14 protein-coding genes are annotated in these 13,809 nt (G+C 57.1%); 11 read left to right on the forward strand and 3 right to left on the reverse strand.

All coding sequences use genetic code 11. The features are described 5' to 3' along the window. Positions 1 to 380: 380 nt before the first annotated feature. A complete protein-coding gene (locus tag ABMA60_RS11585; RefSeq protein WP_392803130.1) occupies positions 381 to 1,136 on the reverse strand; it encodes an SDR family NAD(P)-dependent oxidoreductase in 756 nt (251 codons plus the stop codon). Between the two features lie 277 nt (positions 1,137 to 1,413). On the opposite strand from ABMA60_RS11585, the gene ABMA60_RS11590 reads away from it, so the two are divergent. The 10 genes from ABMA60_RS11590 (at position 1,414) to ABMA60_RS11635 (ending at position 10,257) form a co-directional block, all read left to right on the forward strand. Then, positions 1,414 to 2,337, forward strand: a complete 924-nt coding sequence (locus tag ABMA60_RS11590) for an AraC family transcriptional regulator N-terminal domain-containing protein (RefSeq protein ID WP_392803133.1) — start codon at positions 1,414 to 1,416, stop codon at positions 2,335 to 2,337. Between the two features lie 194 nt (positions 2,338 to 2,531). Further along, positions 2,532 to 3,152: a TetR/AcrR family transcriptional regulator gene (locus ABMA60_RS11595; RefSeq protein ID WP_392803136.1), complete on the forward strand. Its 621-nt coding sequence runs from the start codon at positions 2,532 to 2,534 to the stop codon at positions 3,150 to 3,152. After that, positions 3,145 to 3,630, forward strand: a complete 486-nt coding sequence (locus ABMA60_RS11600) for a GNAT family N-acetyltransferase (protein ID WP_392803139.1) — start codon at positions 3,145 to 3,147, stop codon at positions 3,628 to 3,630. The genes ABMA60_RS11595 and ABMA60_RS11600 overlap by 8 nt, the downstream gene beginning before the upstream one ends. 220 nt (positions 3,631 to 3,850) lie before the next feature. Continuing rightward, on the forward strand, positions 3,851 to 4,774 hold the full coding sequence (locus ABMA60_RS11605) for a Fe(3+) dicitrate ABC transporter substrate-binding protein (RefSeq protein WP_392803142.1): 924 nt from the start codon (positions 3,851 to 3,853) through the stop codon (positions 4,772 to 4,774). After that, positions 4,775 to 5,761: a FecCD family ABC transporter permease gene (locus tag ABMA60_RS11610; protein ID WP_392803145.1), complete on the forward strand. Its 987-nt coding sequence runs from the start codon at positions 4,775 to 4,777 to the stop codon at positions 5,759 to 5,761. It begins immediately after the preceding gene. Further along, the gene (locus tag ABMA60_RS11615; protein ID WP_392803148.1) at positions 5,758 to 6,774 is read left to right on the forward strand and encodes a FecCD family ABC transporter permease; all 1,017 of its coding nucleotides are present in this window, start codon (positions 5,758 to 5,760) and stop codon (positions 6,772 to 6,774) included. The genes ABMA60_RS11610 and ABMA60_RS11615 overlap by 4 nt, the downstream gene beginning before the upstream one ends. Then, complete coding sequence (locus ABMA60_RS11620; protein WP_392803151.1) at positions 6,771 to 7,571, forward strand: ABC transporter ATP-binding protein; 801 nt, start codon at positions 6,771 to 6,773, stop codon at positions 7,569 to 7,571. The genes ABMA60_RS11615 and ABMA60_RS11620 overlap by 4 nt, the downstream gene beginning before the upstream one ends. A 100-nt stretch (positions 7,572 to 7,671) precedes the next feature. After that, positions 7,672 to 8,364 (forward strand): pirin family protein, encoded by a 693-nt coding sequence (locus tag ABMA60_RS11625; RefSeq protein WP_392803154.1) that lies wholly within the window; start codon positions 7,672 to 7,674, stop codon positions 8,362 to 8,364. Positions 8,365 to 8,470: 106 nt separating this feature from the next. Next, positions 8,471 to 9,043, forward strand: coding sequence for a TetR/AcrR family transcriptional regulator (locus ABMA60_RS11630; RefSeq protein ID WP_392803157.1), 573 nt, complete (start codon positions 8,471 to 8,473; stop codon positions 9,041 to 9,043). Positions 9,044 to 9,075: 32 nt separating this feature from the next. Beyond that, positions 9,076 to 10,257, forward strand: a complete 1,182-nt coding sequence (locus ABMA60_RS11635; protein WP_392803160.1) for an SGNH/GDSL hydrolase family protein — start codon at positions 9,076 to 9,078, stop codon at positions 10,255 to 10,257. Positions 10,258 to 10,290: 33 nt separating this feature from the next. Here the strand turns inward: ABMA60_RS11635 and ABMA60_RS11640 are convergent, their stop codons facing one another. Beyond that, entirely contained in the window at positions 10,291 to 10,656 is a 366-nt protein-coding gene (locus ABMA60_RS11640; protein WP_392803163.1) for a winged helix-turn-helix transcriptional regulator, read from the reverse strand. A 109-nt stretch (positions 10,657 to 10,765) separates the two neighbouring features. On the opposite strand from ABMA60_RS11640, the gene ABMA60_RS11645 reads away from it, so the two are divergent. Beyond that, positions 10,766 to 11,890 carry an NADH:flavin oxidoreductase gene (locus tag ABMA60_RS11645; protein WP_392803166.1) on the forward strand — a complete coding sequence of 375 codons (1,125 nt, stop codon included), beginning with the start codon at positions 10,766 to 10,768 and terminating at the stop codon, positions 11,888 to 11,890. Between the two features lie 43 nt (positions 11,891 to 11,933). On the opposite strand, the gene ABMA60_RS11650 is transcribed toward ABMA60_RS11645, so the two are convergent. Then, complete coding sequence (locus tag ABMA60_RS11650; RefSeq protein WP_392803169.1) at positions 11,934 to 13,760, reverse strand: putative bifunctional diguanylate cyclase/phosphodiesterase; 1,827 nt, start codon at positions 13,758 to 13,760, stop codon at positions 11,934 to 11,936. Positions 13,761 to 13,809 lie beyond the last annotated feature (49 nt).

Raw genomic sequence — 13,809 nt, forward strand, 5'->3', positions numbered from 1 at the left:
GGTGGAGCAGTCTGGTAGCTCGTCGGGCTCATAACCCGAAGGTCGTAGGTTCAAATCCTGCCCCCGCTACCAATTAGGTTAAAAGCCCAGTCTGAAAAGACTGGGCTTTTTTCGTTGTGGATGTTTTTGGACGCTTTGAGTTTGTCTTTAGGGTTGGGCGTCCAAGCGGCCTGGTCCAGCCCGCACATCCATGTGCGGTCGCAATACCGACTAGCAAGCAGTGCTTGCTAGACAGTCGCTATTGCCCATGTGCGGTCGCAAAATCGACCAGCAAGCAGTGCTTGCTAAACGGCCGATTTTGCCCTGCCCCCGCTACCAATTAGATGACAGCCCGACTCGAAAGAATCGAGCTTTTTTCGTTTGCTGATTTTGTTTTCCGATCAGATGACCTGACCACCCGACACTTCGATTCGTTGCGCGGTTACCCAGCGGTTGTCCGGGCTGAGCAGGCTGGCGATCATCGGGCCAATATCATCCGGCAGGCCGACGCGGCCCAGTGCAATCATGCCGGCGAAGGCATCGTTGTACTCGGGAATGTCACGCACGGCGCCACCGAGGAAGTCGGTCTCGATCGCACCCGGGGCCACGGTGTTTACAGTGATACCGCGTTTGCCGAGTTCTTTGGCCAGGTAAACCGTGAGAATTTCCACCGCGCCTTTGGCTGCCGAGTAAGCCGAGAAGCCCGGATAGGAAACACGGGTCAGGCCTGAGGAGTAGTTGATGATGCGACCACCGTCCTGCAGCAGCGACAGCAATGCCTGGGTCAGAAAGTAGACGCCTTTGACGTGAACATTGAATAACGCATCGAACTGCGCCTCAGTGGTTTCAGCAAAGGGTGTCATTTCGCCATGACCGGCATTGTTGATCAGATGATCAAAGGTTTCGCGACCCCAGTTGTCTTTCAAGACGGTGCTCAGTCTGTTGGTAAAAGCGGGGAAGCTACCGGTCTCGCTGACGTCGAGTTGCAGCGCAACGGCCTTACGCCCCAGTTGCTCAATTTCCTGCACGACCTGCTGCGCGGGCTCTGCATTGCCGCGATAGGTCAGGATGACGTCGCCGCCACGCTGGGCAATACTGATCGCGACGTTACGTCCAAGACCCCGGTTAGCACCGGTTACCAGTGAAATAGTCGTCATTAGCTTGTTCTCCTGTGATGAAATGACGAGCGCTATGGTGCCCGGCGCTATGCTTTCACAGTTGCTTGATCAGCGACTATTTTTGCCTATTTCTCTGATTCTTCAGTTTGGTTTACGTGGTTTCGGAGCCTTATTCTGTCTCGGGCTTGAAAGATCTTAATTAAGGTAACTGATATTCCTAGGCGAACTAACGTCGTCCTTGCCCGAACCTCCGCTATATTTGCCTATTACTCCAGAGACTCTTGTCTGTCGCCAAGGCGCGCGCTAACTTTTATCGATGCAAAATGAACTCTTAAACCGGGCGCTTCGCTTCGCAGCATCCTGTGCTGACCCAGATGGGGTAGCGCCTACGGAGCTACCGGGTATCACCCTTATTCGGCAGACCAGACCAACGCCGTTGCAGTACGACATCTATAAGCCTTTGGTTGCGCTGGTGTTGCAGGGTGAAAAACAGGTGACGGTCGGTCGCGATAGTTTCCAGTTGCGGACCGGTGAATCTCTGGTGGTGGCGGCCAATGTTCCCAATGTCAGCCAGATCACCAAAGCGAGTTTGGCAAAACCCTATGTTTCGTTGGTAATCGATCTGGATCTGGCCATTCTCGAAAATCTGGTTCAGCAGATCGATGCCGTGTCCGAGGTCTATCAATCGCCGGTGGGGGTTGATGTTACCGAGGCAGAAGTGACCGAGGCAGCACTGAGGTTGATGCGCCTGCTGGATCGGCCGCAAACACGGCCAATATTACAAGACGCCTTGATTCGTGAGCTGCATTACTGGTTGCTGGTGGGGCCACATGGCGCTGCCATCCGCGAACTGGGCGCGGTTGAAAGTCATACCCAACGCATCACCCAGGCGATCGCTTTGCTGCGTGAACGATTTACCGAAACGTTGCGCGTCGAAACACTGGCGCAAAGAGCAGGCATGAGCGTGTCGTCATTTTACGAGCATTTTCGAGCCGTCACCTCGCTCAGCCCACTGCAATTTCAAAAGCAGCTGCGCTTGATCGAAGCGCGTCGCCGCATGCTGGCTGAAGGCGCGGCAATCAGCACCGCAGCCTATGGCGTGGGTTACGAAAGCGTGCCGCAGTTTACCCGTGAGTACGCCAGAACCTTTGGGCTACCACCGGCGCGTGAGATCAAAGCGGCGCGGGCTTATGGTAGCGGTGGCCTGGACGAAGTCGGCATAAAGGCGGTGCACTCTTAAAAATGAATGCTGTTACTGCTTAATCGGCGTCCTTTCCCAGCGATAAGTCGCCGCTTTAAGTTAGCGTCGAAGCTAAAATGAGTTCGTCAATATCTGAGTTACCTATAGCGCAGGCTCTATGGCACGAGATTGCCCGGGCGGATGTTAATAATAGTATCGTTGACAATGCGATACGTCTCGTCTAGTTTTTGGACATGACTGACAAGGCCGATAAAGCACCCGCCGCCAACCGGCGCTCTCCTGCCAAGCATCGCGCTATTCTGGCCGCTACCGCCGATTGGGTGGCGCAGGCCGGTTATGACGCCGTCACCATAGAGGGCGTGGCCAAACGGGCGGGCGTTGGCAAGCAGACGATCTATCGCTGGTGGCCGTCCAAGGCGGCGCTATTGGTGGAGCTTTATACCGAGCTTGTCAGCCGCGAAGCCTTGCAGGTAGCTCATACCGGCACCCTTGAGCAGCGCCTGGCCAGTTTGTTGCGCGCGCTGTTCGCGCTGTATCGCGACAGCTGTGCGGGCACGGTGCTGACCGGCTTGATTGGTGCGGCCTCCAATGATGCCTCGGTCCGGGCGTTGTTGAGTGACGGTCTGGTGGCTGGTCGTGAAGATATTGTTACCGCCATGGTCGAAGCGGCGAATCAGGCTGACGCCGGACGTTTCGATGCTCACGCCGTTAACGAGGTGGTGATTGCGGTTGTCTGGCAGCGGCTGGTGTTGCAACCGGCCAGTCTGGATGACGACTTTGCTGAGCATCTGGCGGCACTCGCGCTGGCAGCGGGCCAGGGCGGACGTAACGGGAGAGCAAGCTTCGATGATTGAGATCAGTGACCACTATCGTCCCGGTGTGCTGGCTGAGGTGATTCGGCTGCATATGGATTACTACGCACCGCGCTGGGGTTTCGGCGCTCAGTTTGAAGCCGGCGTTGCTGCCGGGCTGGGTGAATTCTTTGCCCGCTTTGAACGCAGTCGGGATCTGTTTCTGGCCGCTTATGACGACGCTGATTGTCTGGTTGGCAGCCTGACGCTGGACGCCATCGATGCTGCCGGCGCCGGCGTGCATCTGCGCTGGTTTATCGTCTCGGCACAGCTGCGCGGTCAGGGACTGGGCAAGTCACTGATGAGCCGGGCCGATACCTTTCTACGCGAACACGGCTACCAGCGGGCCTATCTCACCACCTTTGCCGGGCTAGATGCTGCCCGGGCGCTATACCAGCAGTATGATTTTCATCTGGTTGCTGAAGAGGTCAGCGACCCCTGGTCCGGTCAGGTTGGTTTGCAGCGCTTCGAGCGTTGCTAAAACCCCTCTCGCAAGACAGTGCTGGCATTTCGTCGTATTGGTAATAATGCTTATCAATTGTTTTTGCGTATGTGCCTCGTTATTATCCCGCTCCAAACTTGGTTGCCCATTGGTTGTCGGCCTCGCCAAGGCGCGGCCGTGCAATCGGCATTCCCACCTTTGCAGCACCGACTGAAGACTGTTTCGCGCAATCGGGTCGGCTGAATATGGAGATAACACAGTGCGCACCTTACTGGCTCGTCTTGGGTTGACTGCCTGCATCATGACTCTGGCCGCTGCGGCCCACGCCATTGAAATCGAACACGAACTGGGCACCACCGACGTTCCCGAGAATCCGCAACGCATCGTGGTTTTGGAATACAGCTTTGTCGATAGCCTGGCGGCGATTGGTGTGGCACCAGTGGGTATTGCCGATGACAACCGTCGTGAATCCATTATTCCGGCCTACACCGACATTATTGGGAACGACTGGGTGTCGGTCGGTACGCGTAAGTCACCGAGCCTGGAAATCATTGCCTCCTTGCAGCCGGATTTGATCATTGCTGACAAAAGCCGTCACAGCTCGATTTACGGTACGCTCAGCGATATCGCGCCGACGCTGGTGTTCGACAGCCTGACCGGCACCTATGAAACCGCCATGGAAGCGGCGGCGACCATCGCCCATGCGGTGGGTCAGGAAGCGGCGATGACGCAGCGTCTGGAACAGCACGAAGCGCTGATGAACGACTACAAAGCGCAGTTGGGTGATGTATCCGGTTGGTCGATTCAGTTCTTTATCGACAACGGCCAGGGCATCTATCTGCATTCGCCGACCAGCTATAACGGTTCCATGCTGAGTTGGTTCGGTTTCGACTCGGCAATGACGGCGACTGATGGCGAAACCACTTACGCCGATGCCATTGTGCAGACCTCGTTGGAGCAACTGTCGGTGCTCGATCCGGACATTCTGATTCGCGGCCTCTATGTCGACACCGGCCTGACCGACGAATGGGTTGGCCAGCCCTTGTTCGATAACTTAACGGCCATTAAAAACGACCGTCTGTTCGACATTACTGCTCATAACTGGTCGCGGTTGCGCGGTGTGATTGCTTCTGAAGCCAGCGCTGCCAGCCTGGTCGATATCATGGCGCAGATCGAGCGCTGAGTGCCGTTCGCGTTTCGCTATCTGTTGCTCGGCGTTGCCGTTATAGCGGCGGCGCTGTGGTCATTGACGCTGGGCCAGCGCACTGACATCCACCTCGCCAATATTCTCAGTTTGTTGTGGATTGATGATGGTTCGCTGGCGCGTTCGGCGGTGCTCGATCTGCGTCTGCCACGTACGCTGGTGGCTTTATTTGTCGGCGTTAATCTGGCTCTTGCTGGCCTGGCATTGCAGGCGGTAACGCGCAATCCGCTCGCCTCGGAATCCATTCTGGGTATTAACCAGGGCGCTTCTTTGGGCGTGGCGCTGGCGGTGGTGTTGCCGTTTCTGTCCGGCATACCGCTGGACCTGATGGCAATTTTTGGTGCTGCTCTCGCCGGTCTGGTGACCTTCGCCATCGCCGGTGGTCTGGGTGGCCGACTCGATTCCATTCGCCTGATTCTTGCCGGCGTTGCCGTCGGCGCCTTCAGTTACGCCTGTGTGCGTTTTACCTACACCCTCGATGACGATCTTTCCCGGCTGGTGATCAACTGGGTCTCGGCGGATATTTCTTCGGTCTCCGCCGACCATCTGGGTCCATTGATTGCCTGGTCAATCGCCGGGCTCTTAGGCAGCACCTTGCTGGCACATGGCTTCAATGTGCTGGCGCTCGGTGATGGCGCTTCGCAAGGCCTGGGCATCGATCCGCGCCGGGTTCGATTCCTCGGTGCGGCGCTGGCGGCGATTTTGACCGGCGCCAGTGTGGCGGTGGCCGGGCCGGTGATGTTTGTTGGCTTGGTGGTGCCGCATCTGTGCCGGTTCTGGTTTGGTCAGAATCATCGCTTGTTGGTGCCGGCGGTGGCCTTGGGTGGTGGTGCTTTGCTGGTGTTGGCCGATGCGGTTTCCAAGCTGGTGCGCTTTCCTTATGAGACGCCCTTGGGTGTGGTCTGCGCCTTAATCGGCGCGCCTTATTTTCTCTACGCGACCCTAACCGCCCGGAGGCTGGTATGAGCGCTGCGGGGCAGGGCGTTTACCAGCGGCGCGCCACGCTGGTGATGTTGCTCGCCGTGCTGACGCTGGCCTCGGCGATCTGGAGTCTGGGTGTTGGCGCGGTCAAGGTGCCGGTCGATGTCATCATCAATACCTTGTTCAATCTCGATGGCGATCAGCAACGCTATATCATTTTGAAATCGCGTCTGCCGCGCGTGGTGCTGGCGCTTTTGGCCGGCGGTGCCCTGGCGTTATCCGGGGCCATTATCCAGGCGGTGATCCGTAATCCGCTGGCGAGCCCGGGCATTATCGGCATCAATTCGGGTGCGGCTTTATTTGCGGTTTTGGTGGTCAGTCTGTTGCCGGATTTACCGCCAGCCTGGATGCCGGTCGCTGCTTGTCTGGGTGGTTTGTCGGCGGCTGGGGTGGTGATGCTGGTGGCACACTTTCGCACCCTATCGCCGGCGCATCTGGCCTTGATCGGTGTTGCTGTGGGTTTGGTGTTTGAAGCCGGTGTTGATTATTTGCTGGTCACCTCCAGCGACGCCGAACGCTCTGCACCACTGATCTGGCTGACCGGTTCCTTGTGGGGCCGCAGCTGGGATCATGTATCGATCAGCCTGGCGCCGCTGTTGATGTTTGCTGCCCTGGCCATGGCGCTGACTTATCGCCTCGATTTGCTCAGCCTGGGCGATGCCTCGGCAACCGGCCTGGGCATTCGCGTGCCGTTGTTGCGGTTGGCGTTGCTGGCGGTGGCGACGGTGTTGGCCAGTGTCTCGGTCGCCGTGGTCGGGGTGATGGGTTTTATCGGTTTGATGGCGCCGCATATTGCCCGGCGTTTGGTCGGTGGCTCGCATCGTTGGCTGTTGCCGGCCTCGGCCTTGACCGGCATGTTACTGGTGTCGCTGGCCGATGGTCTGGGCCGCGCGCTGGCACCGCCGATCGAGATTTCCGCCGGCATTCTCGCTGCCTTGCTGGGCGCGCCTTTCTTCGTCTACATCATGTTGACCACCGCTTCGGAGCAAGACGGATGAGTATTGTTTTGTCCGGCGTCAGTGCCGGTTATGGTCGCAATCCGGCGGTCATTAACAACCTTGATCTGACCATTCGCGATGGCGAAATCACCGTCTTTATCGGCCCTAACGGCTGCGGTAAATCGACGCTGCTGAAAACCATGGCGCGTCTGCTGAAGCCACGTAAAGGTCGGATTGAAGTCGATGGTTTGGATGTCTTATCCAGCTCGCCCAAAGCGGTGGCGCGAACCCTGGCTTTCCTGCCGCAAGAACCTCTGGTGCCAACCGGTATTACTGTTGAGCAGATGGTCGGTTATGGCCGCGCACCGCATCAATCGTTGCTGGGTTTTCGATCGGCACGGGATGTCGAACTGATCAACCAGGCGATTGCCACCGTGGGGATTGAACATCTGCGTGACCGGCCGGTGTCGGAGCTCTCCGGTGGCCAGCGCCAGAGTGCGTTTTTCGCCATGGTGCTGGCACAGGATACGCCCTACGCCATTCTCGATGAGCCGACCAACCATCTCGATATCACTCACCAGATTGATGTGCTCGAACAGATTCGCAAGCTTAACAGCGAGCATAAAAAAACCACCTTGGTGGTGCTGCACGACCTGAACCTGGCGGCGCGTTATGCCGATCGGCTGGTGCTGTTTAAAGAGGGCGCCATCTACGCCGATGGTACGCCTGAGCAGGTATTAACCCCGGCGAATATCGATGCGGTCTTTGCCGTCAACAGTCGCATTCTGACCGAACCGGTTGGCGGCAAACCGCTGTGTGTGCCTTACCCGCGTTCGATCAGTGAAACTGAACGATAACGCCGAAAAGCTCCGTTAGGTTTGTCAGCAATCAACCTCTATATTGGCCTCCATTCGGTGATCGAGTTTGACTCGACACGCTCAACCCCAGGAGGTCGTCATGATTCATCTTCGCCCGGCCAACGAACGTGGCCACGCCCAACACGGCTGGCTGGATTCGCACCACACCTTTTCCTTCGCTAACTATTACGACCCGGACTTCATGGGCTTTTCCGATTTGCGCGTTATCAATGACGATAGCGTCGCGCCCGGAACCGGCTTTGGCACCCATCCGCATCGCGATATGGAAATCATCACCTATGTGCTCAACGGCACCATTGAACACCGCGATACCATGCACAATGTGTCGCAACTCAAAGCTGGTGAAATTCAGGTGATGAGCGCTGGCAGCGGTGTCGCGCACAGCGAATACAACGCCTCGAAAACCGCTGCGCTGAACTTTTTGCAAATCTGGATCATGCCCAACGTCAGCGGTGTTGAACCGCGTTATGCGCAAAAAGATTTCTCCGCTTTGAGTGGCATCAACCTGGTGATATCGCCGCAAGGCGAGGGTGAGAGTCTGGCGATTCGTCAGGATGCCAAGCTGTATCAGGTGCGCTTAAACGAAGCCTCAGAAACCTTCACCACCCAAGCCGGTCGGTTGTATTACCTGCACGTGGCGCAAGGTGAATTGACGGTGAACGAGGTGGCCATGTCGGCCGGTGATGGCGCTTATATTGACGCCGAAGCAATGTTGAAGCTGACAACCACGAGCACGGTAGATGCTTTGTTGTTTGAACTACGCGGTCATTGATCCGCCGCCTGACCGACAGGGTTGGGCGACCAAAGCTAAAGCTATTATTTGAAAACCTAAAGGCTTTAGTTTAATCTGCGCGCCGGTTGATTCAGGAGTCTGTGCCGTGGCCGGTCGCGCGGGTTTAAACGTTCAAAAATTGATTCAGGCTGCTGCCGAAATGGCGGACGAGCTGGGCTTCGAGCAGGTTACGCTGTCGGCTCTGGCGCGGCGTTTCGATGTGCAGGTTGCCAGCCTGTATTCCCATCTGAAAAATTCTGAAGACCTCAAAACCCGGTTGGCGTTGCTGGCGCTCGATGAACTGGCTGAGCAGGCCAGCGAAGCGGTTGCCGGTCGTTCTGGTAAAGACGCTCTCGTTGCGGTGGCGAACGCCTATCGCGATTATGGCCAGACGCATCCGGGGCGTTTTATTGCCGCCCGTTATCCGCTGAGTGATGTCGATGCCGCAGGCAGTTCCGGGGTTAAGTTGTCGCGCATGCTCGGCGCAGTGTTACGCGCCTACGGTCTGAGCGAGCTCGAACAAACCCACGCCATCCGTTTTGTGGGCAGTGTTTTTCTCGGTTACACCACACTCGAATCCGCCGGTGGTTTTGCGCACACCGCAGTCGAGGCGCAGACCTCCTGGGAGCGCACTCTGGATGCGCTCGATCTGACTTTGCGTCACTGGCCGGGCGCCTGATCACAGCTGCAAAAAATTATTTCGGAGCCAAGATGACGACTTCTTCCGACGTTCGGGTTACGTCTATGCAGCCCGTTTTTATTAAAGGCGCCGCCGATATCGAGCGCCGTGACCAAGCTCTGGTAGCGCATCGGTTACCAGCCTGGGCGCGTAATTATTATGCCGATGCGGGCCTTGCCATGGCGCAATCTCAACCGTCCGGGGTGCGCATTGTGTTGCATACGGGCGCTCGCTGGATCGAGCTCGATACGCTTGTCTCGCGCTTTGGTTTTGTCGGTATGCCGCGCCGGCCGGAAGGACAGTTTGAGCTGTGCGTTGATGGCCAGCCTTATGCGTTAGCAACGCCGACCAGTGCTACGGAAATCAGTTTTGATATGCAAAGTGGTCAAACCCATCGCCAGCCAGGCGAGGTCAGTACGCTGAGGTTTGATGACTTGCCGCAAGGTGATAAGCGCATCGAAATCTGGCTGCCCTACAACGAAACCGTCGAGCTGTTGCAACTGCGCAGCGACGCCGAACTGCGCAGCGAGGAAACCTCCGGCCAGCCGATCTGGGTGCATTACGGCAGCTCCATCAGTCAGGGTTCCAATGCCGCCAGTGCTGCCGGCATCTGGCCGGCGCAGGTGGCCATGCAGGCCGGGCTGGATCTGGTCAATCTCGGTTTCAGTGGCAGCGCCATGCTCGATCCTTTTGTGGCGCGGGTGATTGCTGAGCAGCCAGCCGATCTGATCAGCCTGAAGATCGGCATCAACCTGGTGAATGCTGATCTGATGCGCGCCCGAGCTTTTGGACCGGCGCTGCTGGGTTTTCTGGATCTGATCCGGGACGGGCAAGCGGACACGCCGCTGCTGGTGATCTCGCCGCTGTATTGTCCGATTCATGAAACCACGCCGGGCCCGGGTGCCTTTGATGTTGCAGCGCTGGCGCAGGGCCAGATTCGCTTTCAGGCGACCGGCAACGACGCAGACAGCGCGACCGGCAAACTGACCTTGCAGTCGATCCGTTCGCAACTGACGGGTTTGGTGCGCAGGCGCATGGAAACCGATAAGAATCTGTTCTTTCTCGACGGTTGCGAACTCTATGGGCCGGACGATCATCAGCGCTGGCCGCTGCCGGATGCGTTGCATCCAGGTCCAGAAGCGCACCAGTCGATTGCGCGGCATTTTATCGAGCAGGCGCCAGCGACCGGCTGGGCGCGATCGGTATTTGGTTAAAGCGATGGGGTGACGTTCATTGCCGGAATCGCTTCAGTCACTCTGTAATTGATCGAACTGTTCGCGGGCGCGATTGACCTGCTCCAGATTGTCATTGGTCCAGCGGTACAGCGCTTTGAAAGGCGTCAGCAGACTCTGGCCAATCGGCGTCAATTCATATTCCACGGCTACCGGCGAACTGCTGATGACTTCGCGCGTGATAATGCCGTTACGTTCCAGTCGGCGCAGCGTCTGGGTCAGGGATTTTTGTGACACCCCTTCCAACTGGCGTTTGAGTTCATTGAATCGTTTTGGCTGATGTTCCAGCACCGTCAGGATCATCATGGTCCACTTATCGGCGATTTCGGCAAACAGCAAACGATTGGGGCAGTTAACGGTGAAGGCAGGATCCATCGGCATGGGTGGTTACCTTGATGTTACTTAGTGACTATTAAGTGCCTAATTTACACTAGGTATATAAAAGATACCATTTGCGTCTGTTAAACAAACGCCTAGGAAACCCCTTTTTATGCAAACCAAAGCAGTCGATACATCCGCTCTGTTTCAACCCCTTAATGTGGGTTCATTAACGCTGAAAAACCGCATCGTAATGGCGCCGATGACGCGCAATATGGCCAGCGATGGTGTTCCCGCTCAGACCAATGCTGATTATTACCGGCGCCGCGCCGAAGCTGAGGTGGGTCTGATTCTCTCCGAAGGCACGGTGATTAACCGTCCGGTATCGCGCAATGAACAGCACATTCCTTTCTTCCATGGTGACCAGGCTCTGGCTGGTTGGCAGGGCGTTATTGATGCCGTGCATCAGGCGGGCGGCAAGATGGGACCACAACTGTGGCATACCGGCACCGCGCCAAGCAGCTCCGGTTGGCAGGCAGAGGGCGAGATGGAAAGTCCGTCGGGGTTGTTTGCGCCGGATCAACCAGTCGGAAAGATCATGACCGAAAGCGATATCGCCGACACCATCGATGCCTTTGCAAAGGCGGCGGCCGATGCTCAGCGTCTGGGTTTCGATGTCGCTGAACTGCATGGTGCTCATGGTTATTTGATTGATCAGTTTTTCTGGTCGCGCACCAATCAGCGCACCGATCATTGGGGCGGTAAAACGCTCGTCGAACGGTCCCATTTTGCCGCAGAAGTGATTAAGGCGGTGCGTCGCTCTGTCGGCCCGGATTTCCCGTTGATCATTCGTCTCAGTCAGTGGAAACAACAGGATTACAGCGCTCGCCTGGCCGAAACGCCGGCTGAAATGGAACGCTGGTTAACAACTCTGGCCGAGGCTGGCGTGGATATTTTTCATTGCTCGCAACGTCGTTTCTGGGAACCCGAATTTCCGGATGTCGATGGTGATCAGGGTTTGAATTTCGCCGGTTGGGCGAAAAAGTTGACCGGTAAAACCACCATCAGCGTTGGTTCGGTGGGCTTGGATGGCGAGTTTCTCGGTGCCTTCGCTGGCCAGGGTTCGCAGCGTAGCGAGCTGGATCAGTTGGTGCAGCGTTTGGAGCGTGACGAGTTCGATCTGATCGCGGTCGGCAGAGCATTGTTAAGCGACCCGAATTGGGTGCAGAAAGTGCAGCGCGGCGCCAACGATGAACTGTCTGGTTTCAACCCGGCGCATTTGGCGGAACTGGTGTAATCGACTGAATAAAATCGGGATTCGTTGCCTAGCGAATCCCGATTTAGCCGGCGTCTTTCAAGACATTGATCATCAACTGATCGAACGGGACCGGCCGGCTGTAGCGATAACCCTGGAGGAAATCGCAGCCCTGTTCGGTCAGCCAGCGTTCCTGCTCTTCGGTTTCCACGCCTTCGGCGACCACCGCCATACCCAGGCCGCGTGCCAGACCGAGAATCGACAGCGTAATGGCGCAGTCATCGCGATCCGTAGGCAATTCCTTAACGAAAGAACGGTCGATCTTCAGCTTGGCAAAGGGCAGGTGTTTGAGCCGCGCCAGCGACGAATAGCCGGTACCAAAATCGTCAATCGATAAACCTGAGCCCTGGTCCACTAGCTGTTTCAGCAGGTTGCGCAGGTTTTCGGTATCGGCCTTGATGACGTCTTCGGTGACTTCGAAATCGAAGCAGTCGCCGCTCAAACCGTAGGCTTCGTAGACCTCTTTCAGGTGATTCGGTAATTCCGGATCGAGCAGTTGTTCCGGCGCTAAATTGATCGCCAGTTGTGGCAGTTTCATGCCAGCGAGCTGCGCCTGACGCAGATGGTCGCAGGCACGATGCATAACCGCCATGCCCAGCTCGGGCATCAGGCCGGCGGTCCGGGCGAGGTCGAGAAAACGGATCGGCGGCAGTAAGCCATGACTGGGGTGATTCCAACGCACCAGAACTTCCAGCTGTACCAACTCACCGTCTTTAGCCCGAACGATGGGTTGATAGTGGACGTCCAGTTGCTGGTTGCGAATCGCCTGGCGCAATTGCGATTCCAGTTGGAAACGTGAGCGCGCATCGGCGGAGATGGAGCTATTAAAGAACTGCGCCTGGCTGCGGCCCTTTTCCTTGGCGTGATACATCGCCGCTTCGGCGTGCTTAAGCAAGGTGTCGCTGTCCTGGCCGTCACCGGGCCAGATACTGATGCCGATGGAGGCGGTGATGGCGATCAATTGATCGTGCAATTGCATCGGCGCTGACAAGGTATTGAGGATGTTCTGGCTCAGGTGGCGCAAATGCGTTTCGTCAGTTTGGCGGCGAATCAGCATGATGAATTCGTCGCCGCCAACGCGGGCAATTTTGTCTTTGCCGGGAATGGACAGGTGACGCAAGCGATTGGCGACTTCGCCGATGATCTGGTTGCCGACCACCTGTCCCATGCCGTCGTTGATGGCCTTGATGCGATCCAGATCAATCCACAGCAAGGCGAAAGGCGCATCCTGGCGGGTGATGTGATGCAGGCGGTCACGCAGCGAATTGAGGTTGGGCAGGCCGGTTAAGGTGTCGAAATGGGTGACGTAGTCGAGCTGTTGTTGTGACTGTGACCAGGCTTCGTGGGTGTTGATCAGGCTGATGGTGTCGGCAATGGCCGTGGCCAGCGAAATATCAGCGAGCGACCAGTCGCGCGGTTGCAGCGCTTCCAGACAGATGACGCCACTGAGCTGTCCGGCATCGAAAATGGGCACATCGAGCATGGCGTGGATGCCGGTCGGTATCAGGTAGTGGTCGTTAAAGGCTTGGGTTCTTGGGTCTTGCCGGGCATGACGGGCATCGATGATGCGCGCTTCCATCAAAGCCTCGAAGTAGGCCGGATTACCAGCACGGGTCAGGTAGGCCGGTTCGAAACTGTGGCCGTCGCCGGAGCGGTACAGAATTTCACTTTCCAGATCATCGCCGCCACTTTGCAGCCACCAGACACTGACCCGGCCAACCTCAAGCAGGGAGGCGCACAGCGACGTCAGAGCACTCAGCTTGTTGCGACGGGTATCCTGAACAAAGGCTTTGTCATGACACAGCTGCGTCAGGGCTTGATGGTATTCGATGAACTGCTGATTCGGATCCATAGGGCACCACAGTCGCCGACAATGGATTTCCTAGAATGGCAGTCCGGCC

This window comes from Saccharospirillum sp. HFRX-2 (assembly GCF_043196805.1).
Taxonomy (GTDB): Bacteria; Pseudomonadota; Gammaproteobacteria; order Pseudomonadales; family Natronospirillaceae; genus Saccharospirillum.

What these genes read in the sequence shown, in the direction of transcription:
- ABMA60_RS11585 (WP_392803130.1), bottom strand. Translation starts at nt 1,136, where the DNA reads ATGACGACTATTTCACTGGTAACCGGTGCTAACCGGGGTCTTGGACGT.
- ABMA60_RS11590 (WP_392803133.1), top strand. Translation starts at nt 1,414, where the DNA reads ATGCAAAATGAACTCTTAAACCGGGCGCTTCGCTTCGCAGCATCCTGT.
- ABMA60_RS11595 (WP_392803136.1), top strand. Translation starts at nt 2,532, where the DNA reads ATGACTGACAAGGCCGATAAAGCACCCGCCGCCAACCGGCGCTCTCCT.
- ABMA60_RS11600 (WP_392803139.1), top strand. Translation starts at nt 3,145, where the DNA reads ATGATTGAGATCAGTGACCACTATCGTCCCGGTGTGCTGGCTGAGGTG.
- ABMA60_RS11615 (WP_392803148.1), top strand. Translation starts at nt 5,758, where the DNA reads ATGAGCGCTGCGGGGCAGGGCGTTTACCAGCGGCGCGCCACGCTGGTG.
- ABMA60_RS11620 (WP_392803151.1), top strand. Translation starts at nt 6,771, where the DNA reads ATGAGTATTGTTTTGTCCGGCGTCAGTGCCGGTTATGGTCGCAATCCG.
- ABMA60_RS11625 (WP_392803154.1), top strand. Translation starts at nt 7,672, where the DNA reads ATGATTCATCTTCGCCCGGCCAACGAACGTGGCCACGCCCAACACGGC.
- ABMA60_RS11635 (WP_392803160.1), top strand. Translation starts at nt 9,076, where the DNA reads ATGACGACTTCTTCCGACGTTCGGGTTACGTCTATGCAGCCCGTTTTT.
- ABMA60_RS11640 (WP_392803163.1), bottom strand. Translation starts at nt 10,656, where the DNA reads ATGCCGATGGATCCTGCCTTCACCGTTAACTGCCCCAATCGTTTGCTG.
- ABMA60_RS11645 (WP_392803166.1), top strand. Translation starts at nt 10,766, where the DNA reads ATGCAAACCAAAGCAGTCGATACATCCGCTCTGTTTCAACCCCTTAAT.
- ABMA60_RS11650 (WP_392803169.1), bottom strand. Translation starts at nt 13,760, where the DNA reads ATGGATCCGAATCAGCAGTTCATCGAATACCATCAAGCCCTGACGCAG.